Annotated in this window: 22 protein-coding genes; 14 read left to right on the top strand and 8 right to left on the bottom strand. The window is 64.4% G+C overall.

Features of this window, described 5'->3' with window-relative positions; all coding sequences use genetic code 11:
- Both ACTJKX_RS35050 and ACTJKX_RS35045 read left to right on the top strand, forming a co-directional pair.
- Window positions 1-1105: recombinase family protein (locus ACTJKX_RS35050; protein WP_440728147.1), on the top strand; the 1105-nt coding region annotated here is incomplete at its 5' end.
- 222 nt (window positions 1106-1327) lie between these two features.
- Entirely contained in the window at window positions 1328-2317 is a 990-nt protein-coding gene (locus ACTJKX_RS35045; protein ID WP_440728146.1) for a DUF808 domain-containing protein, read from the top strand.
- Between the two features lie 65 nt (window positions 2318-2382).
- Here ACTJKX_RS35045 and ACTJKX_RS35040 read toward each other — a convergent pair whose 3' ends face one another.
- The 3 genes from ACTJKX_RS35040 to ACTJKX_RS35030 form a co-directional block, all read right to left on the bottom strand.
- Window positions 2383-3420 (bottom strand): phytanoyl-CoA dioxygenase family protein, encoded by a 1038-nt coding sequence (locus ACTJKX_RS35040; protein ID WP_440728145.1) that lies wholly within the window; start codon window positions 3418-3420, stop codon window positions 2383-2385.
- 6 nt (window positions 3421-3426) lie between these two features.
- Window positions 3427-4311: a class I SAM-dependent methyltransferase gene (locus ACTJKX_RS35035; RefSeq protein WP_440728144.1), complete on the bottom strand. Its 885-nt coding sequence runs from the start codon at window positions 4309-4311 to the stop codon at window positions 3427-3429.
- Window positions 4312-4471: 160 nt separating this feature from the next.
- Window positions 4472-5380: a LysR family transcriptional regulator gene (locus ACTJKX_RS35030; protein ID WP_440728143.1), complete on the bottom strand. Its 909-nt coding sequence runs from the start codon at window positions 5378-5380 to the stop codon at window positions 4472-4474.
- A 132-nt stretch (window positions 5381-5512) separates the two neighbouring features.
- Here ACTJKX_RS35030 and ACTJKX_RS35025 point away from each other — a divergent pair, with 132 nt between their 5' ends.
- Genes ACTJKX_RS35025 through ACTJKX_RS35015 form a run of 3 tightly spaced genes read left to right on the top strand, consistent with a single transcriptional unit; the run spans window position 5513 to window position 7578 of the window.
- Window positions 5513-5896, top strand: coding sequence for an Atu4866 domain-containing protein (locus ACTJKX_RS35025; RefSeq protein WP_440728142.1), 384 nt, complete (start codon window positions 5513-5515; stop codon window positions 5894-5896).
- A gap of 50 nt (window positions 5897-5946) precedes the next feature.
- Window positions 5947-6801, top strand: a complete 855-nt coding sequence (locus ACTJKX_RS35020; protein ID WP_440728141.1) for an oxidoreductase — start codon at window positions 5947-5949, stop codon at window positions 6799-6801.
- A 42-nt stretch (window positions 6802-6843) separates the two neighbouring features.
- Complete coding sequence (locus ACTJKX_RS35015) at window positions 6844-7578, top strand: SDR family oxidoreductase (protein WP_440728140.1); 735 nt, start codon at window positions 6844-6846, stop codon at window positions 7576-7578.
- A 33-nt stretch (window positions 7579-7611) separates the two neighbouring features.
- Here ACTJKX_RS35015 and ACTJKX_RS35010 read toward each other — a convergent pair whose 3' ends face one another.
- The 3 genes from ACTJKX_RS35010 to ACTJKX_RS35000 form a co-directional block, all read right to left on the bottom strand.
- Complete coding sequence (locus ACTJKX_RS35010) at window positions 7612-8241, bottom strand: DsbA family protein (RefSeq protein WP_440728139.1); 630 nt, start codon at window positions 8239-8241, stop codon at window positions 7612-7614.
- A gap of 206 nt (window positions 8242-8447) precedes the next feature.
- Window positions 8448-8849, bottom strand: a complete 402-nt coding sequence (locus ACTJKX_RS35005; protein ID WP_311943004.1) for a hypothetical protein — start codon at window positions 8847-8849, stop codon at window positions 8448-8450.
- The gene (locus ACTJKX_RS35000; protein WP_440728138.1) at window positions 8850-9734 is read right to left on the bottom strand and encodes an NAD(P)-dependent oxidoreductase; all 885 of its coding nucleotides are present in this window, start codon (window positions 9732-9734) and stop codon (window positions 8850-8852) included.
- A gap of 149 nt (window positions 9735-9883) precedes the next feature.
- On the opposite strand from ACTJKX_RS35000, the gene ACTJKX_RS34995 reads away from it, so the two are divergent.
- From ACTJKX_RS34995 to ACTJKX_RS34985, 3 genes are all read left to right on the top strand, one after another.
- Window positions 9884-10240, top strand: a complete 357-nt coding sequence (locus ACTJKX_RS34995; RefSeq protein WP_440728137.1) for a winged helix-turn-helix transcriptional regulator — start codon at window positions 9884-9886, stop codon at window positions 10238-10240.
- Between the two features lie 284 nt (window positions 10241-10524).
- Entirely contained in the window at window positions 10525-12060 is a 1536-nt protein-coding gene (locus ACTJKX_RS34990; protein ID WP_440728158.1) for a BCCT family transporter, read from the top strand.
- Between the two features lie 158 nt (window positions 12061-12218).
- Window positions 12219-12866 (top strand): cysteine hydrolase, encoded by a 648-nt coding sequence (locus tag ACTJKX_RS34985; RefSeq protein ID WP_440728136.1) that lies wholly within the window; start codon window positions 12219-12221, stop codon window positions 12864-12866.
- A 72-nt stretch (window positions 12867-12938) separates the two neighbouring features.
- On the opposite strand, the gene ACTJKX_RS34980 is transcribed toward ACTJKX_RS34985, so the two are convergent.
- Entirely contained in the window at window positions 12939-14393 is a 1455-nt protein-coding gene (locus ACTJKX_RS34980) for a M20/M25/M40 family metallo-hydrolase (RefSeq protein WP_440728135.1), read from the bottom strand.
- A 334-nt stretch (window positions 14394-14727) separates the two neighbouring features.
- Between ACTJKX_RS34980 and ACTJKX_RS34975 the strand changes: the two genes are divergently transcribed.
- The 6 genes from ACTJKX_RS34975 (at window position 14728) to ACTJKX_RS34950 (ending at window position 19126) form a co-directional block, all read left to right on the top strand.
- Entirely contained in the window at window positions 14728-15498 is a 771-nt protein-coding gene (locus tag ACTJKX_RS34975; protein ID WP_367626926.1) for a DUF899 domain-containing protein, read from the top strand.
- A 153-nt stretch (window positions 15499-15651) separates the two neighbouring features.
- On the top strand, window positions 15652-16140 hold the full coding sequence (locus ACTJKX_RS34970; RefSeq protein ID WP_440728134.1) for a heme-degrading domain-containing protein: 489 nt from the start codon (window positions 15652-15654) through the stop codon (window positions 16138-16140).
- 23 nt (window positions 16141-16163) lie between these two features.
- Entirely contained in the window at window positions 16164-16472 is a 309-nt protein-coding gene (locus tag ACTJKX_RS34965) for a hypothetical protein (protein ID WP_394315059.1), read from the top strand.
- Window positions 16473-16555: 83 nt separating this feature from the next.
- On the top strand, window positions 16556-16963 hold the full coding sequence (gene arsC, locus ACTJKX_RS34960; protein WP_440728133.1) for an arsenate reductase (glutaredoxin): 408 nt from the start codon (window positions 16556-16558) through the stop codon (window positions 16961-16963).
- A 17-nt stretch (window positions 16964-16980) separates the two neighbouring features.
- Window positions 16981-18177: an arsenite efflux MFS transporter ArsK gene (arsK, locus tag ACTJKX_RS34955; RefSeq protein ID WP_440728132.1), complete on the top strand. Its 1197-nt coding sequence runs from the start codon at window positions 16981-16983 to the stop codon at window positions 18175-18177.
- Between the two features lie 40 nt (window positions 18178-18217).
- Complete coding sequence (locus ACTJKX_RS34950) at window positions 18218-19126, top strand: aminoglycoside phosphotransferase family protein (RefSeq protein WP_440728131.1); 909 nt, start codon at window positions 18218-18220, stop codon at window positions 19124-19126.
- A gap of 57 nt (window positions 19127-19183) precedes the next feature.
- Here ACTJKX_RS34950 and ACTJKX_RS34945 read toward each other — a convergent pair whose 3' ends face one another.
- Entirely contained in the window at window positions 19184-20656 is a 1473-nt protein-coding gene (locus ACTJKX_RS34945) for a nucleobase:cation symporter-2 family protein (protein ID WP_440727388.1), read from the bottom strand.
- Window positions 20657-20697: the final 41 nt, after the last annotated feature.

The following is a 20697-nucleotide window of genomic DNA, read 5'->3' as shown; positions in this document are numbered from 1 at the left end:
CCGTATCTTCCAGGAATTCGCCACGGGCAAGAGCCCGAAGGCCATTGCCGTCGATCTCAACAAGGAAGGCATTCCCGGCCCGCTTGGCCGGCACTGGGGCGACACCAGCGTGCGAGGCCATGTCATCCGGGGTACCGGCATCATCAACAATGAACTCTATACCGGCGTGCTGGTCTGGAACCGCCTGCGCTTCATCAAGGATCCGACCAGCGGCAAGCGCGTGTCGCGGATCAATCCGCCCGCCAAATGGATCCGCACCGAGGTGCCGCATCTGAGGATTGTCGACGACAAGCTCTGGCAGGCCGTCAAGGAACGACAGAAGGTCATCGCCAGCAAGTTCGAGGCGGTGACCATCGGTATCCGCGATGCCAGGGCGAGGAGGCTGCACACCATGAAGCGGCCGGCCTCCCTGCTTTCCGGCCTGCTCACCTGCGGCTGCTGCGGCGGACGCTATGGCCTGTTCACGAAGGAGCGTTTTGGCTGCCTCAACCACCAGCGGCGTGGCATCTGCGACAATGGCCGCACGATCACCAGCGAGAAGATCGAGGAACGTGTTCTCTCAGGTTTGAAGGAAAGGCTGGTCTCAGCCGATACTGTGGCGGAGGCGGTGAAGGCTTATGCCCAGGAGACCAACCGGCTCAACCAGGAACGTCGCGCCCAGAGCGAGCAGGATCGCAGGGCGCTCGACAAGATCGATCGCGCCATCGCCGGCATCATGGCTGCGATCGAGGACGGCCTATACCAGCCGACGATGAAGGCGCGGATGGAAGACCTGGAGCGCCAGAAGGCCGAGATCACCGAACGCCTGGCGCAGGCGCCGATAGATGTTCCGGATCTGCACCCCAACATCGCCAATCTCTATCGCAAGCGTGTCGAGCACTTCACGCAGGCGCTTGCAAACGACGAGGGCGGGCGCCGGGCCGCCGAGGCTCTGCGCTCGCTGATCGGTCAGATCGTACTCACGCCCGGCGACAAGCGGGGCGAAGTTCATGCCGAGCTACGCGGTGAGCTGTTTGGTATTCTCGAATTCGCCAATTCTGAACGAAATCAACGGGTTGGTGATATTATGATGAAAGCCGTTGCGGGCCCCCGCAACCAAATATAACCCAATACACAACAAACCCCGCGTGTGCTTCGGCCCGCGGGGTTTTTGCTTGTAAAATACAAAACACGACCGCCGCAGCCCCGTGGCCTGAATGGCGGCTGCCACAGGAGGGGGCCTTCCATGCTGCACGCGCGAGCAAGCGCACACACAATGGCGCTCTTGGGCTTGAAACGAGGCGCGCCCCTCCAGTATTGACTGCTCTGGAGCTGAATTGGGGGTGCAATGAGCGTTGGCCTGATAGCCCTTCTCGACGATGTCGCCGCCTTGGCAAAGGTTGCTGCCGCATCACTGGACGACATTGCCGGCCAGGCGGCCAAGGCAGGTGCCAAGGCAGCCGGCGTCGTGATTGACGATGCGGCCGTCACGCCGCGCTACGTCACCGGCTTTGCGGCCAAGCGCGAGTTGCCGATCATCGGCAAGATCGCCGCCGGCTCGCTCAAGAACAAGCTTCTGATCCTGTTGCCGGCCTCGCTTGCGCTCAGCCTGTTTGCGCCGCAGGCGATCACGCCCCTGCTGATGATTGGCGGAGTCTATCTTTGCTATGAGGGCGTGGAGAAGATCTACGAACTTGTCGCGCCGCACGCAGCCCATCAGCATGAAGCGGAGCTCGCTTCGATCAATCCCAATGCGCAATCCTTTGAGGACCAGAAAGTCGCGAGCGCGATCAAGACGGATTTCATCCTGTCGGCCGAAATCATGGCCATCACGCTCGGCTCCGTTCCCGACAGTAGCTTCGTGGCGCAGGCCGTCATCCTGGCCGTGGTCGGTATTGGGATCACGGCCGCGGTTTATGGCGTGGTTGCCCTTATCGTGAAGGCCGATGATCTCGGTGTGGCGATGGCGAAGGCGACTTCTCCTTCGCCAATGGGCCGGCTGCTGCGCGGAATGGGTCGCGCTCTCGTCGTCGGCATGCCCCATTTCCTTAAGGTGCTGGGCCTGATCGGCATCGCGGCGATGATCTGGGTCGGTGGCGGCATCATCCTGCATGGCTTCGAGGCTTATGGCTTGGGGGCTGTCAGCCACTTCCTCCACGAGACCGCCGAAGCGGCGGCACACAGCCTGCCGGCGGCCGGCGGAGTGGTATCATGGCTGGTCCAGGCGGCGGGCTCCGGACTGGCAGGCATTGGCGTGGGATTGGCGACCATTCCGGTGATCAGCTATGTCGTCACGCCGATCTGGCGCCGGCTTAAGCCAAAGCCCCGCAGCGCCTGATCTCGAGGGCACATCCCGTCCACGCGACCTTTCAGATCTTTCCGATATTGTCCTGCCGGAGGGCGTTACAGGTGCTCGTCGATCGCCGGGGGGGCATAGAGCCCGTTCTTATGCAGGCGGGTGGCATTGCCCGAAAGGTCGTGATAGGTGAACGCGCCCTGCGCGAAGTAATGGCAGACCATTGCCTTGCGGGAAAGCTTGAGATCCTTGCGAGGCGAGCCGCCATGCAGCAGGTCGGCATGCCAGAACAAGACGTCCCCGGCCTTGGCGAGGAAGTATTTCGGCTCGAGGCCCAACATATCGATGTAGTGGCGGATGGTCGGTTCGTAGCGTGAGCTGTAGACGCCCATATTTTCCTTGAAGGCTCGGGGCGGGATGCCGAGTTCCCCGCTGAGCAGGGGAGGTACGAGCTTGTGGCTGCGCGGATAATATTCCAGAGGCCCGCAATCGGTGCCGACATCCTCGAATGCGATCCAGCTGGCCAGCATATAGCCGAGCGGATAGGTCGTCATGTGGATGGTGTCGGAATGTGGGCTCTGCCAGCTGCCCTTATGTCCCATGATGGTCTGGAACGGCAGGGTCTTGCGCCCGAACAGCACGTCGGAAATTCTCAATATCCTGGGGTGTTGCTGCAGCTCGCGCAGGATTGGCACCGGGATGTGAGGGTCAAGCGTACGGCCGGGATGGATATCCTCGGGGCCTCGGCTTTCAGCAGGGGCGGTTATCGTCCCCTCGGCGATCGCTTTTTCATAGGCCGTCCAGACGCGATCGAGGAGTTCCGCTTCGATCAGGCCGGGCGCGATGTAGTAACCCTCGAATATCCATTGCTTGCACATCGCGGCTTCGTCATCGCTGAGCTCGCCGGCGTCATGGCGACGTTCGACCTCCAGCAGCGCGTTGGGCCGGTCGAGCCAGCAGGCCGGACCGCTGATGGGGAAAGCATCGCCGCGAAACTCCTCGACGGCTTCGAGATCGACCGGCCTTTCCGCGATATAGGCTTCCCGGAATTTTCGCTCGAGCACCAGGGGGCTTTCCTTTTGGCGCTCGTTCTTCTTCGCCTTGGTCTTGATGCCCCGACGGATGAAATTCGCTAGCCCCAACACGTTGTCTTACCTTTCAGCCTGCTGAACCGTTCGCCGGGCGAAGACGGAAAATGACGGACCGTTGACGTGCTGGGGATCGTCGTGGGCGATGCGCAGGTCGTCGAACCCCAGAGCCCCGAGAACTGCAAGAAGGTCTTCCTTCTCCATCCAGTAATGTCGATTGACCGGGCCGCCGCAATATGCCGATTTCTTCCAGGCGCCATAATAACTGCGCTCGTGCAGTGTGACATTCCTGCCGTGAAACGCGACCTCGTGGCAAAGCTCTTTATAGGGGGGCTTCTGCGACTTGAACGGGACCCGCCTGAGATCTTCGGGTGGCATGGCTGTTTCGTCGAAATAATGCGTCCAGAAATATATCGCGTCGGTCTTTGCCGCCAGCAGTTCGAGCAATCGCAGCGGCTCTTCCATATGGTAGAGGACGCCGCAGGCGACGATGAGGTCGTAGGGCGGGTCCTTTCGCTCCAGCCATTTGACGAAGTCGCCAAGGTGAAAACGGGCGCGTTGCAGACCGAAGATCTCCTTGGCGATCAGACAGCGCAGGAACGCTTTCTTATTGGCTTCCACCGCGTCGAGGACCTCCGGCCCATGCCTGTCCAGCATCATCGAATGGGACCCTTCCAGGGGACCCAATTCGAGAATGCGCCGGCCTGCGACGGGCCCGAATTGCTCAATGGCCCAATGGATCCTGCCGTCCTCGTGCATATGGGCCGGCCCCGCCTGGATGCCCAATTCCGACGGGAAGGCGTGATTCCATCCCGGGATCAAGTCGACTGCATTCTGCGGCGAAGGCTCGGAGAAAACATATCCATCGGTCAAATGGAATTCTTCGATATCTTCTTTCGATTTTGCCGCTCGTACACGGCGAAAAATCTGCTGAAGTGGATTAGCCATTTCTTCCTACGCTATAGAAGCATTCCTTTCCAAGTTGTCCGTTTAGGTGCGGCTGTCAATCACATCCGCAGTAAATCTTACATCGCTTATCCAGTCGGTTCAGTGAGTTATGCGGTTTCGCCAACTTGCATGGCCGAGAAAGCGATCTCCCCGTTATATTTCACGCCACGCCGCCATGGCGCGTCCATTTGTGCAGATGATCGACCAGCGCCCGCAGCTTCGCCGGCTGGCGCTGGCGGCGTGGATAATAGAGATAGAAGCCGGCAAAGGGGGGGCCGAACGCCTCGAGCAGCGGCAGCAGCTCGCCGCGATCGAGATAGCTGCGGAAAGTGTCGTAGACGCCGAAGGTGATGCCGGCACCGGCGCAGGCCAGCCGGATCATGGTGCCCATGTCGTTGGTCGTCACCTTCGGCTCTACGGCGATCTCGATGTCCCGGCCGTTCTCGGTGAACTCCCAGCGATAGGGAGCGAGGTCTGGCCGGGCGCGCCAGCCGATGCAGTCATGGGCCAGGAGGTCGCGCGGATGCTGCGGGGTGCCGCAGCGGGCAAGATAGTCGGGCGAGGCTACAGCCAATTGGCGCTGTTCGCCCGAAACGGGGATGGCGATCATATCCTGTTCGATCACCTCGCCCAGCCGCACCCCGGCATCGAAACCGGCCTGCACGATGTCGTCTTCCTCGTCCGTCACCGTGAGGTCGAGACGGATGCCGGGATAGGCCTGCAGAAATCCCGTCAGGGCGACGCCCGAGAGGAAGGTCTCGGCAATCGAGGAGACGCTGAGCCGGAGTGTGCCGGTTGGGCGTCCACGTTCGTCTTGAACTGCTCGCAGCGCCGTCTTCACCTCTGACAATGCCGGACTGACGGTCCGATAGAACTGTTCGCCCGCCTCGGTCAGGCGCACGCTGCGCGTGGTGCGCTGCACGAGCGCGACGCCGAGGCGATCCTCCAGGCGCTGCAGGCCCTGGCTGACGGCGGAGCGGGTGACGCCCAGTCGCTCGGCGGCGAGGCGGAAACTGCCGGCCTCCGCCACGGCGGCAAAGGTGGACATGCCTTCGAACACATCGGTCATTGGTTAGATAATCTAACCAAGTCATTTCAGATTGGCAACTCGATCGCGCCAATTCGTCGGTCTAGGGTGCGTTCCAGCGGGGCCGATGGTCGGCCCCGTGCGAAATGGGAACCGGACGCGAGGAGGATGGCCATGGCGCGTCGCAGTTTTGGTGACGGCCTCGCCGGGCATGCGCTCCGTGCTGTGGTCCTGGTCCTGCTGGCAGGGGGGCGCCCGGCACTGGCCTTGGATACGCCGTCTCCCGCCCCGGGACAGATCACGAGAGACGAGATGAACATGGCTGAACACCCTTATGTGGGGATGTGGGTCACGAAAGACGGCCATATCCGGCAGGAATTGCTGGCGAACGGGCGCTATGACGAAGCGCGCGGCAGCTACAGGAGCGCCTATCGCGGCCGCTACGAGGTCCGCGGCGCGCACATCGATTATTGGGACGACACCGGCTTCACCGCAGATGGCGAATTCGTCGACCGCGACACGCTGCATCACGGCGGCATGGTGTTTCGGCGCCGCTGAGCGGCTGCCGGGCTGGACTCTGCGCTCCGGCCGAAAGAGAGGATACTGACATGACAAAGCAAACACCGGTCTGGTTCATCACGGGGGCCTCCTCAGGCCTCGGCCAGGCATTGGCACAGGCCGTTCTCGCCAGAGGATGGCGGGCGGTCCTGGCAGCGCGGCGGCTGGAAGCGCTGGCCGAATCTGCCGCCGCGCATGGCGAGCGCGCTCTTGCCGTCGAACTCGACGTGACGGATCCCGGCGCGGTCGAGAAGGCCGTGGCGGCGGCCGAGGCTCGCTTCGGGCGCATCGACGTCGCCGTCAACAATGCCGGCTATGGCTATCTGGCGGCGATCGAGGAGGGCGAGGACGCGGCAATCTGGGCCCAGTTCGAAACCAATGTCTTCGGGCTGATCGGCGTTACCAAGAGGATCTTGCCTGGCATGCGGGCGCGCCGGAGCGGGCATATCGTCAATATCTCGTCCCTGGGCGGCCTCGTGGCCTTTGCGGCGACCGGCTATTACCATGCCACCAAATTCGCCGTGGAAGCCCTGTCGGAATCGCTTGCCCAGGAGGTCGCGCCGCTCGGCATCAGGGTGACGATCGTCGAGCCCGGGGCCTTCCGCACCGATTGGGCTGGCCGCTCCATGGTGGAGGCGCCCACCGTCATCGCCGATTATGCCGAGACCGCCGGCAGGCGCCGAGAGCAGACCCGCGCCGTTTCCGGGCGGCAGCCCGGCGATCCCGCCCGCGCCGCGCTTGCCATCATCAAGGCGGTCGAAGCGCCGGAACCGCCGCTGCGCCTGCTGCTCGGGGCGCCGGCCTTGCGCATCGCCCGCCAAAGGCTGGAGGCGCTGAGCCTCAATTTCGAGACCTGGGCCGAGACCACGCTGAGCGCCGATTTTCCCGAGCCGGCGAAGGCCTGATGCCGCGCCTCGGCGCGAACACCTCAACAAGGACCATATGAGATGAGTGCAATTGTAGGAAAAGTCGTGGCCATCACCGGCGCGAGCAGCGGCATCGGCGAAGCCAGCGCCAGGGTGCTGGCGGCGGCGGGTGCCCGCGTGGTGATCGGCGCGCGCCGTACCGACAGGCTGGAGAGCCTCGCCGCGGCGATCGAGGCTGACGGCGGCGAGGTGAGGGTACGCCCGCTCGACGTGACGTCGCAGGCCGAGGTCGCCGCCTTTGCCGGTTTCGCGCGGCAGGCTTTCGGACGGCTCGACGTGATGGTCAACAATGCCGGGGTAATGCCGCTCTCCCCGCTGGCGGCGCTGCGCGTGGCGGAATGGGACCGCATGATCGACGTCAACATCAAGGGCGTGCTCTACGGTATCGCCGCGGCGCTGCCGATCATGGAGGAGCAGGGGGCGGGACAGATCGTCAATGTCTCCTCGATCGGCGGTCATCATGTCTCGCCCACCGCCGCGGTCTATTGCGCCACCAAATTTGCCGTGCGCGCCATTTCGGACGGGCTGCGCCAGGAGACGGATCGCATCCGTGTCACGGTGATCTCGCCGGGCACCACCACCTCCGAGCTCGCCGACTCGATCGGCGATCCCACAGCACGGGAGGCGATGGAGGCGTTCCGGGCCGTTACCATCAGCCCGGAGGCCGTGGCTGCCTCGCTGCTCTATGCCATCGGCCAGCCCGATGACGTCGATGTCAGCGAGATCGTGGTGCGGCCGACGGCGAGCCCGCATTGAAGAAGTTCTTCATTTGCCGGCGATTTAACCTGGCTATTTTGCAGCCTTCACATAGTGCCGCAACTGCTCCAGGCTGAGTGCGCCGAAATAGACGTCATGGCCGATCACGAAGCCGGGCGTACCCTGGAGCTGGAACAGGCGGGCGGCGGCGTCGTTCCTCGTCAGCATGGCGGCGATCTCCGGGCCTCGCGCGGCAAGGTCCCTGTCGAGCCTGATGAGGTCGACACCGGCCTTGCCGGCCGCCTCGCGCACGGCGTCCTTGTCCATGGTGCGCGGCAGGGCGAAGAGGGCGGCATGCACCGCGCTATATTTGCCCTGCCAATTGGCGGCGAGCGCCACCCTGGCGGCATAGACCGAGGCTTCCCCGAAGATCGGCCATTCCTTGATCACCAGCCGGATGTCCTTGTTTTCGCGCAGGAGGACGTCGAGGCGCGACTGCATCACCCGGCAATAGGGGCAGCGATAATCGGTGAACTCGATGATGGTGACCTTGCCCTTGAGATTGCCGAGCACGGGGGAAGAAGGATCGGTGATGATGTCGTTCACGTCGATATCGGCAGAGGCCGCGCGGGCGCCGCCCGGCGACGGAGCGAGGCTGAGAAGGCCGATGACGAGGAAGAGGAAGGCCGCGAGAAGCGGGGGCGAGATACGCCGAGATGCCATGATAAGTCCTTGCGATCGCAACGCGCGTCCATACGCGCCTTGCCTTGGCGGGCGCCATGCCCGGGCAGTCCGATTCGACGGACTGCCGGCACTGTCCATGCCACCAACCTCGCACGCAAATCACAGTTTCTAGTGGGGGAATCGCATTCGCGTGACAGCGGCTCTGTGCAAGATCCCCTTGGCACTGTGAACGGGCGGGGGACGCGCTATTCGAACCAAAGCTTGTGCATGGCCTGCAGGAACTCCCGGTCATTGACAGGGTAGCCGGATGCGGAGCCGATGAGGGAGTCGATGCCGCAGTAAGGGCAGAGCGCCGTTCCCTCCTCGTCGTCGATCCATTCCTCGATCTTGGCAACCGTGAAGGTTTGGCAGCAATAGAAACAGCCACAACTCGCGCTCTTTTCCAGCTCTTGCCGATGGTTGGTTGTCTGGCGGTGAGCTCGCTCGAGCATTTCTCTTGAATATGCCATCTTGGCATCTTCGTGGCGCAAGCCGTGATTGGCAACCTCTCCCCTCGATGAAACCGGCTGTACGGCCCATGCCACCAGCGTCGTGCGCAAATCACAAATGCACCAATGGGAATGGCATTTGCGTGAACCGGTGCCCACCTATGCTTCCCCGATCATGAAGCGCGACAATGCGGCAAAATCGTCCTCACCCCGGCCGGCCGCGAGCGCCCGCCGGAACAGGCTGTCCTGGCCGAGGACGACGCCGAGGTCGATCTTGCGGGCCTGCATCACCGCCAGCAAATGTTCGAAGGCGTGGTGATGGGTGGCGATCGAGGCGAAGCTCTGCTCGTCGCTGGCCAGGCGCCCGGTCTCATTGCGCTTGATCAGGTCGGCGACCTGGCCGTCGATTACCGGCACCAAGGTCTGCCAGAGCCGGTCCAGCATGCCGAGCGCCACCCCCTCGGCCTGGCACACGGCAATGGCGTTCAGCGTGCCGAACAGCGCACCCCACATCAGGCCGAGCAGGGCGCTGTCGAGTGCATTGGCGAGGCCGGCATCCTCCCCGACATGCTGGACATTGCCGCCGAGGGCGAGGAATACCGGCTTGTTCGCCTCGAAGGCCTGGCTGGAGCCGGCGAACAGGATGGTGCCGGCCTCGGTGCCGATGAAATCGGGCGTCGCCATGATGGCGCCGTCGAGATAGGCAGCGCCCTGCGCGGCGGCCCAGCCTCCCGCCTCGCGTGCGCCCTGGGGCGTGCCGGAGGTGAGTTCGACCACGAGCTTGCCGTCGAGGGCCGGGGCGACGCTTGCCTCGCGCAGCAGCGCGGCGGTGGCGTCATAATCGCTGACATTCACGATGACGACCGCCCCCGCCGCCACGGCTTCGGCCACGGAGGGCGCGACGACCGCGCCGAGGGCGGCAAGCGGCCCGGTCTTGGCCGGGGTGCGGTTCCACACCGTCACCTCGTGGCCGGCGCCCAGCAGGGCGCGCGCCAATGCCGATCCCATGCGTCCCGTTCCCAGCACCGCGATTGCAAGCTTCATGTCGACACTCCATATCCACCGGCGCGGGCTGACGAATGCCTGCCGCGCCTCTCGTCGTCCTCGGGCAGATAGGGCTGGCGTGGCGGCGCTCAATACGCACGCCCACGTAAGTGGTTACGGGGTGGTAAGGGCTGGCGAAGGAGAGGGGCATGACGGATACGGCGAATGATTGCGGCTTTGCGGCGGTGATCCGCATGCTCGAAGGCAAATGGAAGCTCGACATCCTGTGCGAGCTCCACACCGGCGCCCGCCGCTTCGGCCGGCTGCGCCGGGCCATTCCGACGATCAGCGAGAAGATGCTGGCCCAAAAGCTGCGCGAATTGGAGGCCGACAGCCTCATCCACCGCAAGGTCTATGAGCAGATGCCGGCCAAGGTCGTCTATTCCCTGAGCGAGCGCGGCGCCGGCCTCATCGCCAGCAGCGCTGCCCTTTGCCGCTGGGGCGAGCAGCTTGGCCTCAGCGAGCCGGTGCCGGCTGCCTGCGCCGTGCCGTCGCTGCGAGCCTGATCCTTCGATTGGCCAGGCTCGCGATGACGAGCCTGGCTTTCTATCCTGAAAGCCTAGACGATGCGCGCCCGCCTCCGCCCATTGCCGCGCATGTCCGTCGGCTTTTGCGATCCGGGGTCGGATTCGGAACCCCGAAGGTCGGTACTAGGGCGGATTGCAAAGGTATATCGCGGCACTATGACGTAGGGGCGTGGCTATTGGGACTCGCGAACGTCGAAATCCCGGCTGGCAAACGATGAAGCGCCCGCTTCAACGGGGGAGGAACGATCGTTTTGTCGCGCACAATGCTTCGTGGATCGGATTCCGGTGTCTTCTGGCCGGCGCTTATTATTGTCGTAGGCTTCGTATTATGGGGAACGCTCTTCCCCGCCAGCCTGACAAGTGTCGCCACGGCGACGCTCAACGGCATCATCCATACCTTTGGCTGGAGCTTCGTCGTCTCGACGGCGTTCTTCCTGGTCTTCGCGGGCTTTCTGGCCTTCAGCCGTTTCGGCCGGATCAAGCTCGGCCATGACGACGAGAAGCCGGAATTCTCCACGGTCTCCTGGGTCTGCATGATGTTCAGCGTCGGCATGGGCATCGGCCTGATGTTCTGGGGCGTGGCCGAGCCCGTGTCGCATTTCGGCGCGCCGCCGCATGGGCTCGCCCAGCCGCAGTCGAAGGAAGCGGCGATCGTGGCGATGCAATATGCCTATTTCCATTGGGCCCTGCATCCCTGGGCGATCTATGCCGTCGTCGGGCTGGCGCTCGCCTATTTCAGCTATCGCCGCGATCTGCCGACGCTGATGTCCAGCGCCTTCCAGCCTTTGATCGGCGACAGGGTGCACGGGCCGATCGGCCGCACCATCGACGTGCTGGCGATCATCGCCACCCTGTTCGGTACTGCGACCTCGCTCGGCCTGGGCGCGCAGCAGATCAATTCCGGCATGAACTATCTGTGGGGCACCGGCGAATCCGCCGCCATCGCCCTCACCATCATCGCCGTGCTCTCGGTGCTCTTCATCCTCTCGGCGGTGTCCGGCGTCGGCAAGGGCATCCAGTTCCTCAGCAACATGAATATGGTGATCGCGGTGGTACTGCTGCTCTTCCTGGCAGCCTTCGGTCCCACCGTGTTCATTTTCGACACGCTGATCGAATCGCTCGGCTATTATCTCAGCGACCTCGTTTCGATGTCGTTCCGCACCGCCGCCTTCAGCGACGGCAAGTGGCTGGCCAACTGGACCATTTTCTACTGGGCCTGGTGGATCTCCTGGGCACCCTTCGTGGGCGTGTTCATCGCCCGCATCTCGCGCGGCCGCACCATCCGTGAATTCGTGATCGGCGTTTTGCTGATTCCCAGCGCCGTTACTTTCATCTGGTTCACCATCATGGGCGGAACCGCCCTCCATTCGGAGCTGATGGGCGCCGGCGGCTTGGTCGAGGCGGTCAAGAACCAGGGCGCGCCGGTATCGCTGTTCGCCCTGCTGGCCCAATATCCGATGGCGACGGTGACCTCGACCATCGCCATGTTCCTGGTGGCGATCTTCTTCGTTTCCGGCGCGGACGCCGCCTCGGTGGTGATGGGCATGCTTTCCAGCAGGGGCGCACCGCATCCGCAGGCGGGCATCGTGGTGCTCTGGGGCCTGCTCGCCGGCGCCTCGGCCTGCGTGCTCCTGGTGATGGGCGGCCTCGCCGGCCTGCAGACGGCCTCGATCATCGCCGCCGCTCCCTTCCTCCTGGTGATGATCGGCCTGTGCATCTCGCTGTGGAAGGGGCTCCTGGACGAGTTGGAGACACATGGCGTTCTGCATGACGCTAAGGCAGTACAATCGGCCGAATAAGCTCGCCGATTTTCCGGGATGCGGACGGGCGGGCAGGACCCGCCCGTTTTCGCAAGGGCGGGAGGGATGATTTGCGGGCGCGCCCGCCGTAAGGTGCGGGACAGTCACGGCACCGGTCGTCGCTGGCCGGCTGCCACACCCGCAAGGAGCCGAACCCCATGAAGACTCCCTTCGGTCTCGAACTCCATGGCTCCCTCGCGGAGCTCTGCCGGCCCGACCGCATGGCCGTCATCGTCTATGACATGCAGGTGGGCATCCTCGGCCAGATTGCCGATGGTGCCGCCATCACCGCGCGCAATGCCGCCGTGCTGCAGGCCGCGCGGGCCGGCGGCTACCGCGTCGTCTTCCTGCGCCACATGTCGATGCCGCCCAAATTGATGGGTCGCTTCCAATATCGCCAGGCCATGGCGTGGCAGCGCACCGAGGATCCCGCGGCGGTGAAGCCTTGGTTCCTGCGCTCTTCCCCTGGCTTCGAGATCACGCCGGAACTGGCGCCGCGGGAGGACGAGGCCATCCTCGACAAGATCACCTTCTCGGCCTTTGCCGACACGCCGCTCGCCACCATCCTGCGCGATTGCGGCCTCACCGCCTTCGCCATCATGGGCGTTGCCATCGAGATCGGCATCGAGCCGACGGCCCGCCACGGCGCCGATCTCGGCTTCGTGCCCATCATCATCCAGGATGCCTGCGGCACCGGTCACAAGGAGGCGGCGGAGCGCAGCTTCACCTCGCTTGCCTATATGGGCGACGCCATTCTCACGCAGAGCGAGACGCTAACCGGGATGATGGGTCGGGCAACAGAGTGAAGCTTGCGGTACCGGAGGCCCGGCGCCGCATTCCAGGCCGGCCTTCCCACTTGCGAGAAGGCCGGCCGGCGATCACTTCGCGGCCACGCCGACCAGCGTGTCGTAGATGAAAGCCGTACCCTCCTTCAAGGATTTGACGGCAATGCGCTCGTCATTGCCATGCATGCGCTCCAGCGTTTCATTGTCCAGCGGGTAGGGATAGATGCCATAGGTCGGTATGCCGCGGTCCCGCCAGGCGGAAGCATCCGTGCCGGCCTCGAACAGGGCCGAAACCACCGTGGCTTCGGGCCAGGTCTTCTTGCCGGCCGTTTCGAGAGCCTTGAACAGGGGCGTATCGGTCGGGGATGCCTCGGCTTCCGTGCGTTTCTTGTAGTAAGCCTTGGAGTCGTCTTCCGACAGGGTGGAGTCGACGCTGATCTTGATATCCGGATCGGCGACGGCCTTTTCGACCTGGCTTCGCACGTCCCAAGGTGTCGAGCCTGGCACGAGGCGCACATTCACATAGGCCTCGGCCGTGCCGGGAATGACGTTTTCCTTCACCCCGGCCTTGATGATCGTCGTCGCCACCGTATTGCGCATCAGGGCATGCCAGAGCAGCGGGTAATCGCCGGTGGTGGAGACGCGTTTTCCGGCTTTCTTCAGCGCCGAAGGGTCGTTGCTCGAGGCCAGCGTCTGGAGATCCCGCTTCATCTGCCCGGTTGCGCTCGAGGCAAGGGCCTGGAAATAGGCCTTGGTCTGGCCGGTGAGGGTGGGCTCGGTGTCCCACACCGACAATTTCGCCAGGGCCCGGGTCAGTTTGCCGACCGCGCTGTCCGGTTGCGGGCGCGAGGAGTGGGTGGGCGTACCCGTCACCTTGAGCCGGAGGCCTGCATAGATCTTGTCACGCGTCGTGATGTTGACCTGCCGGGTGACCCCTTGCTTGTCCTGGAAGATCCAGCCGCCTTCGTTCAAGACGAATTCGGCATCGATCTTGTCCCAGTGATTTTTCGCCAGCCAGTCGGTGCCGTAGTCGCCGGCTTCTTCGTCGGCCTCGGCCAGGAAGATCACGTCCCTCGACAGTGCGACGCCGCTCTTCTTGAGATCGAGGAGCGCCTGGACGAACACCGCCTGTCCGCCCTTGAAGTCCATGGCGCCCCGCCCCAGGACGTAGCCATCCTTGATTTCGCCGGCAAACGGATCGACGCTCCAGGTGTGCCGTTCGACCGGCACCACATCCGAATGCGCAGCCAGAAGCACCGGCTTCTTGCTGCCGTCGCCCTTCAGGCGCGCGATGAAGTGAGCCACCCCATCCTTGGGGGTCTTGATGATTTCATTTTCGATGCCGGCATCGTCGAAGACCTTTTTGAGGTAGGTGACTTCCTCCAGCGTTCTTCCCGGCGGGTTGGATGTGTCGAAGCGCAGGAGCTGCTGAAGAAGCGTGACGGTCTTGTCGGATTCCTGAGCCGCAAGAGGGGAGGTTGAACCTATAAGGGCGATGACGCCCAAAGCCGCAGCGCAATTTGAAAGAATAGATGGACCCAATTTCATAACTTTTCCTCTTGGTATTCTAATTTTTTACGAACATTGCTCCTCTTTCCGGGCGCTTTATGTTGATTACCCTAGCCAAAAAACCTCCCACGACAAGCTGCGATAAATCGATACAACATGCCTGTCCTTGACCGGGCCGAAACAATGCAAGCTGTTGCCAGGAATTCGGGTCTGCGCTTGCGACCGAGCTCCTTCCGAATGCCGCCACACTTGTTACTCCCACCCCTCCGCCTCCCGGTGGCACTCTCTCCTCACCGATAAAGAACCAAGGGCGGCGCGTGCCGATGCACTTGAAGCATGCGGTACGGTGGGTGCCCGGATGAGGAGATTTGCGATGACCACTCCAGCCGGAAATGGACAGAACGGAGCCACGGGCATGCACACCCCGCCGGTGGTGTCGCCGCAGGAATGGCAGGCGGCCCATGAGCGGCTGCTGGCGATGGAAAAGGCCCACACCCGCGCCCGCGATGCCCTGGCTGCCCAGCGCCGGCGCATGCCCTGGATGGCGGTGGAGAAGGCCTATGTCTTCGAGGGGCCGCAGGGGCGCGCAAGTCTCGCCGAGCTGTTCGAGGGCCGCAGCCAGCTCATCGCCTATCGCGCCTTCTTCGAGCCGGGCGTATTCGGCTGGCCCGACCATGCCTGCCGAGGCTGCTCGATGGTGGCCGACCAGGTCGCCCATCTTTCCCATCTCAATGCCCGCGACACCACGCTTGTCTTCCTCTCGCGGGCGCCGCAGGGCGATATCGCCAGGCTGAAGCAGCGCATGGGCTGGACCATGCCATGGTACACCGTGCTCGACGATTTCGACTGGGATTTCGGCGTGGGCGAGTGGCACGGCACCAATGTGTTCTACCGTGACGGCGAGCGGATCTTCCGCACCTATTTGGTCAACAGCCGCGGCGACGAGCAGATGGGCGGCACCTGGAACTATCTCGACATCACGCCGCTCGGCCGCCAGGAGGTCTGGGAGGATTCGCCCGAAGGCTATCCGCAGACGCCGCCCTATAAATGGTGGAACTGGAACGATGCCTATGTCGCCGGCGCGGCACCCGACAGGCGCTGGGTCGAGGTCTCAGATGTGGGCGAGGCAAGCTTCCGCAAATAAGAAAGTCGATGGCTCCCGGCGGGGTGGCCTCCATTCCATCCGGTGACGGAGCGAGATCGGCGCGCTGGTGCAGGCCTTGCCTGTGTGGGAGCCCGCTTGCCGGCTTGCCAGGGCTGGCGGGCGCCCGCATGATCGTCGGGCAAGGAGGCCGACATGCCCAACGAGATCACGCTGAGCGAGCTGCTGCACCAGGAGGCGGTGCTCACCTTTCCGGCCTTCGACAACGAGATTGCCATTGATCTGGGCACGCTGGCGCTTGGCATTGCCCGCGAACGCGCCTTACCGGTGGCGATCAATGTTACGCGCAACCGCCAGCAGCTCTTCCATGCTGCCCTGGCCGGCACTTCGCTCGACAATGACCAATGGATCGCCCGCAAATCGGCGGTGGTCTACCGGTTCGGACATTCCTCCTTCTATATGGGCCAGTCGACGCTGCCGGGCGGCCCCTCCTTCCACGATCGCTTCATGGTCGACCCCAAGGAATATGCCGCGCATGGCGGCAGTTTTCCGATCATCGTTGAGGGCACCGGCCTGGTCGGCGCCATCACCATATCGGGCCTGCCCCAGCAGGCCGACCATGAACTGGTGGTGGAGATCATCGCCCGCTTCCTCGAGCAACGCTTCGGCAAGAAGGCATTGTAGCGCTCCTCCCGCCCGCAGGCCTAGTGCCGGTCGGCATTCCGGTGCAACTATGGGCTTCCGAGTTCGGTGGCGACGGCGTGGCGTCGAAGGATGTCGAGACGGTGGCACGCAATCTTGCCACCCTGCCGGAGATGCATGCCGCTGCCAAAGCCGGGCATTTGGCCTTCCTGGCGCCCTGCAGCGCCGAGTTTGCCGAGGCCGCCGCCGATTTCGGCGAGGCGGAGATCTGCGCGGATGGGGCAGGCTTCGATCGGATTGCCTTCCATCGAGGCTTCAACGCCGAGGTCCTCGACTTCTTCCGGCGGCACCTTGGCGCAGGGCTGGGGCCTTGAGCCGTAGGCCACCCTCATGCGATGGGTGTTTTGTCGGAGCAGCGTTGGCGCCAGCTCCGCGGTTCCGATCGAAAGCCCCCGCGATGAGTGTCACTATCTATCACAATCCGGCCTGCGGCACTTCGCGCAACACCCTCGCCATGATCCGCCAGTCGGGCGAGGAGCCGGTGGTCGTCGAGTATCTCGACACCCCACCCTCGCGGGACAAGCTCGTCGCACTGCTGGCCGCCATGGCGATGCAGCCGCGCGACTTGTTGCGCGAGAAGGGCACGCCCTATGCCGAGCTCGGCCTGGGTGACCCGAAATGGAGCGACGAGCAGATCATTGACTTCATGCTGGCGCATCCGATCCTGATCAACCGGCCCATCGTCGAAACGGCACATGGTACGCGCCTGTGCCGTCCTTCCGAGGCGGTGCTCGACCTGCTCGACCGGCCGGTCGAGCACTTCGTCAAGGAAGATGGTGAAGTCGTGACCTATCGTCGGACCTGATTGCGACTGATCCAGACATGCATGCGGAACGCTCGCCCGTCGCGGCCATCATCGCCCTGGGCGTCACCCAGATCATCGGCTATGGCACGCTCTATTACAGTTTCAGCATCCTGGCCGCCGATATGGCGAAGGGCCTGGGCTGGACCACCGAATGGGTGTTCGGCGCGCTCTCGGCCGCGCTGCTGATCGGCGGTGCCACGGCGCCCTGGGTCGGTCGGCTGATCGATGCGATCGGAGCGGGCCGGGTGATGGCGGTCGGTTCCCTGGCTGCTTCGGCATCATTGGCTGCCTGCGCGCTGGCGCCGGGCGGCGCGGCCTTCGTGGCGGCGCTGATCGTGATGGAGACGGCCTCCAACCTGGTGCTCTACGGCGCTGCCTTCGCCCTGCTGGTGCAGATCCGCCCGCGGGCTGCCCAGCGCAGCATCACCTATCTCACCTTGATCGCGGGCTTTGCCTCCACTGTGTTCTGGCCTGTTACCACCGCTTTGCATGAGCGCATGAGCTGGCAGGACGTCTATCTCGTCTTCGCCGGGCTCAATCTGGCGGTCTGTTTTCCCTTGTATGTCTGGCTCTCGCTCGGGTTGTCGAAGCAGGGTGGTGCGGCCATCGGGCAGCAGTCGGCGGTGGCGGGCCTGCTCGCGCCCGCCCAGCGCAAGGCAGGCTTTCGGCTGATGCTCGTCGGCTTTGCCGCCTTGTCGCTGGTGGTTGCGGCCATCCTGGTCCACATGATCCCGCTGCTGTCCGGCCTTGGGCTCGGAGCGTCGGCGGCGGTGGTCGGCACGCTGTTCGGCCCGTCCCAGGTGCTCAGCCGCCTGGTCAACATGGTGTTCGGGCGCAATCTGCCGCCGATCGCCCTCGCGCTGATCGCGGCGACGCTGATGCCGGCCTCCGTGGCCCTGCTCGCCCTCACGGCGCCCTCCACCACGGGCGCGATGGTGTTTGCGGTGGTGTTCGGCCTGGGCAACGGGCTGTTCAGCATCGTGATCGGTACCCTGCCGCTGGCTTTGTTCGGCAGCGAAGGGTATGGCACGCTGCAGGGCAAGGTGATGGCTGCCCGCCTGATCGTGGCCGCGATGGCGCCCTTTGCCTTCGCCTTCGCGCTGACCACCATCGGCGCCGACCTGTCCCTGGCGGTGACGGCCCTGCTGGGCGGGCTCGGCGGACTGTCCTTCCTGGCGATCCGCTTCCTGGTGGGGCCGGCGCGGGCCGCTTGACGGTTGGGGCCGGCAATCGGCTCGAATGGGAGGATGCTGCATGACTGGCCGCTTGACGATCGAGGTCGGGCTGGTGCGCCGCCTGGTCGACAGCCAGTTTCCCGATTGGGCCGATCAGCCGGTCCGGCCGGTCGAGCGCAATGGCTGGGACAACTCCACCTTCCGCCTCGGCGAGGACAAGAAGGTGCGTTTGCCGACCGCCGCCTCCTATGTGCCGCAGGTCGAGAAGGAATGGCGCTTTTTGCCCGCGCTGGCCCCGCATCTGCCCTTGCCGATCCCAGCCCCGCTCGCCCTCGGCCGCCTGGCGGAAGGCTATCCCTATCCCTGGTCGGTCCAGCGCTGGATCGAGGGCGAGCCGGTGATGTTCGAGCAACTCACCGATCCCGTCGGATTTGCGGCCGATCTTGCGCAGTTCCTGCTGGCCCTGCAGCGCGCGCCCGCCGAGGGGCCAGCCGCCGGGGCGGATAATTTTCATCGAGGTGGGGCGCTCTCAGTCTACGACGCCGAGACGCGGCGTTGCCTCGATCGACTTGCGGGCGAGATCGATGCCGCTGCGGCGGGGCAGGTCTGGGAGGCGGCACTGGCGGCGCAATGGCAATCGCCGCCCGTCTGGGTGCATGGCGATATCGCCGTCGGCAACCTGCTGCTGCGCAAGGGACGGCTGAGCGCCGTGATCGATTTCGGCAGCAGCGCGGTCGGCGCTCCTGCCTGCGACCTGGTGATCGCCTGGACCTTCCTGCGGGGCGAAAGCCGTGCGGCTTTCAAGGCAAGACTGTCGGCGGCGGGATTTGACGAGGTGATCTGGGCCCGTGCCCGCGGCTGGGCCCTGTGGAAGGCCCTGCTCATCTGCTGCGGCCATGGCAGTACGCTGCCGACCGAGCTGTCAGCCAGGAAGGTGATCGCCACGGTGCTGGACGAGCATGCCGGAAGCGCTTCTGCGCCGTCTTGAAGGGGCCGCCCCCGCCCCCGACCCGCGTGCGGCCAGGGGCGGCACTTTTCTCCAGCGTCAATGGTGGCCCTGTTCCTCGACCTTCACCTCGCTGCCATTTGCATCATAGAGCTTGCCGTTGAGGAAATAGTCGCCCTCATGCAGCATCGAGATGTCCTGGTAGCGCAGAGTGCGCTCCATGCCGGCGACGAACACCGATTGCTGGTCGGAATTGCCGGCCCTGAAATGGTTGAACACCAGGTTCAGCGTGATCGCCATCAGCGCGGCCGAGCTGATGCCGGAATGGAAGATGGTGACGAACCAGGACGGGAAGTGCTCGTAGAACTGGGGTGCGGCGATCGGGATCATGCCGAAGCCGATCGAGGTCGCCACGATGATGAGGTTCATGTTGTTGGTGTAGTCGACCTTGGAGAGCGAGCGGATGCCGCTGGCCGCCACGGTGCCGAACAGCACGATGCCGGCCCCGCCCAGCACCGCGGGCGGCACGGCGGCGATCACCCGCCCCATCACCGGCAGCAGGCCGAGCGTCACCAGGATGAGGCCGGCGGTTGCGACCACGAAGCGGCTCTTGATGCCGGTGACGGCGATCAGGCCGACATTCTGGGCAAAGGCGCTCTGGGTGAAGGAGCCGAAGATCGGCGCCAGGGTCGAGGAGAGCATGTCGGCGCGCAGGCCGTCGCCGAGGCGGCGCGAGTCGACCTTGGTGCCGATGATCTCGCCGACGGCCAGGATGTCGGCCGAGGTTTCCACCAGGGTGACGATGATGACGATGAACATCGAGACGACGGCGGCGATCTGGAAGGTCGGCCAGCCGAAATGGAACAGGCTGGGCAGGGCCGCGGTGGGGCCGCTGGCGACCTTGGAGAAATCGGTCATGCCGAAGGCCATGGCGATGGCGGTGCCGATCACCATGGCGAGCAGGATCGACAGGCGGGAGATCGCAGCGTTGCCGAGCTTGCTCAGGAGCAGCACGATGCCGAGCGTGGCACCGGCGAGCGCGATATTGGGCATGCTGCCGAAATCGGGGGCCTTGGGATTGCCGCCCATGGCCCAGCGTGCCGCCACCGGCATCAGGGTGAGGCCGATGGTGGTGATGACGATGCCGGTGACCAGGGGCGGGAAGAACTGGGTGATCTTGGAGAAGACCGGGGTGATCAGAAGCCCGAGCAGGGAGGCGGCCATGACCGCGCCGAGCACGGCCGGCAGGCCGCCGCCGGTGGGGCTGACGACGATGGCCACCATGGTGGCGACGCCGGCAAAGGAGACGCCCTGCACCAAAGGCAGGCGGCAGCCGAACAGGGGCAGGCCCAGGGTCTGCAGGATGGTGGCAAGGCCGCCCGCGAACAGCGAGGCGGTGATCAGCATGCCGACCTCCTCGGGCGCCAGGCCGGCCGCCTGGCCGACGATCAGCGGCACGGCAACGATGCCGCCATACATGGTCAGGACGTGCTGCAGGCCATAGGCCAGGTTGGCGCCGATGCCCAGATTCTCGTCTTCAGGGCGCTGCAAAGCTGGGGCAGCCGTGCCGATCGATGTGGAACTCAAGCCGGTTTCCTCCTTCACGCGTTCTT

Source organism: Labrys sp. 22185, assembly GCF_052045555.1.
GTDB classification, from domain to species: Bacteria; Pseudomonadota; Alphaproteobacteria; order Rhizobiales; family Labraceae; genus Labrys; species Labrys neptuniae.
This window is presented reverse-complemented; position numbering and strand designations above follow the sequence as displayed.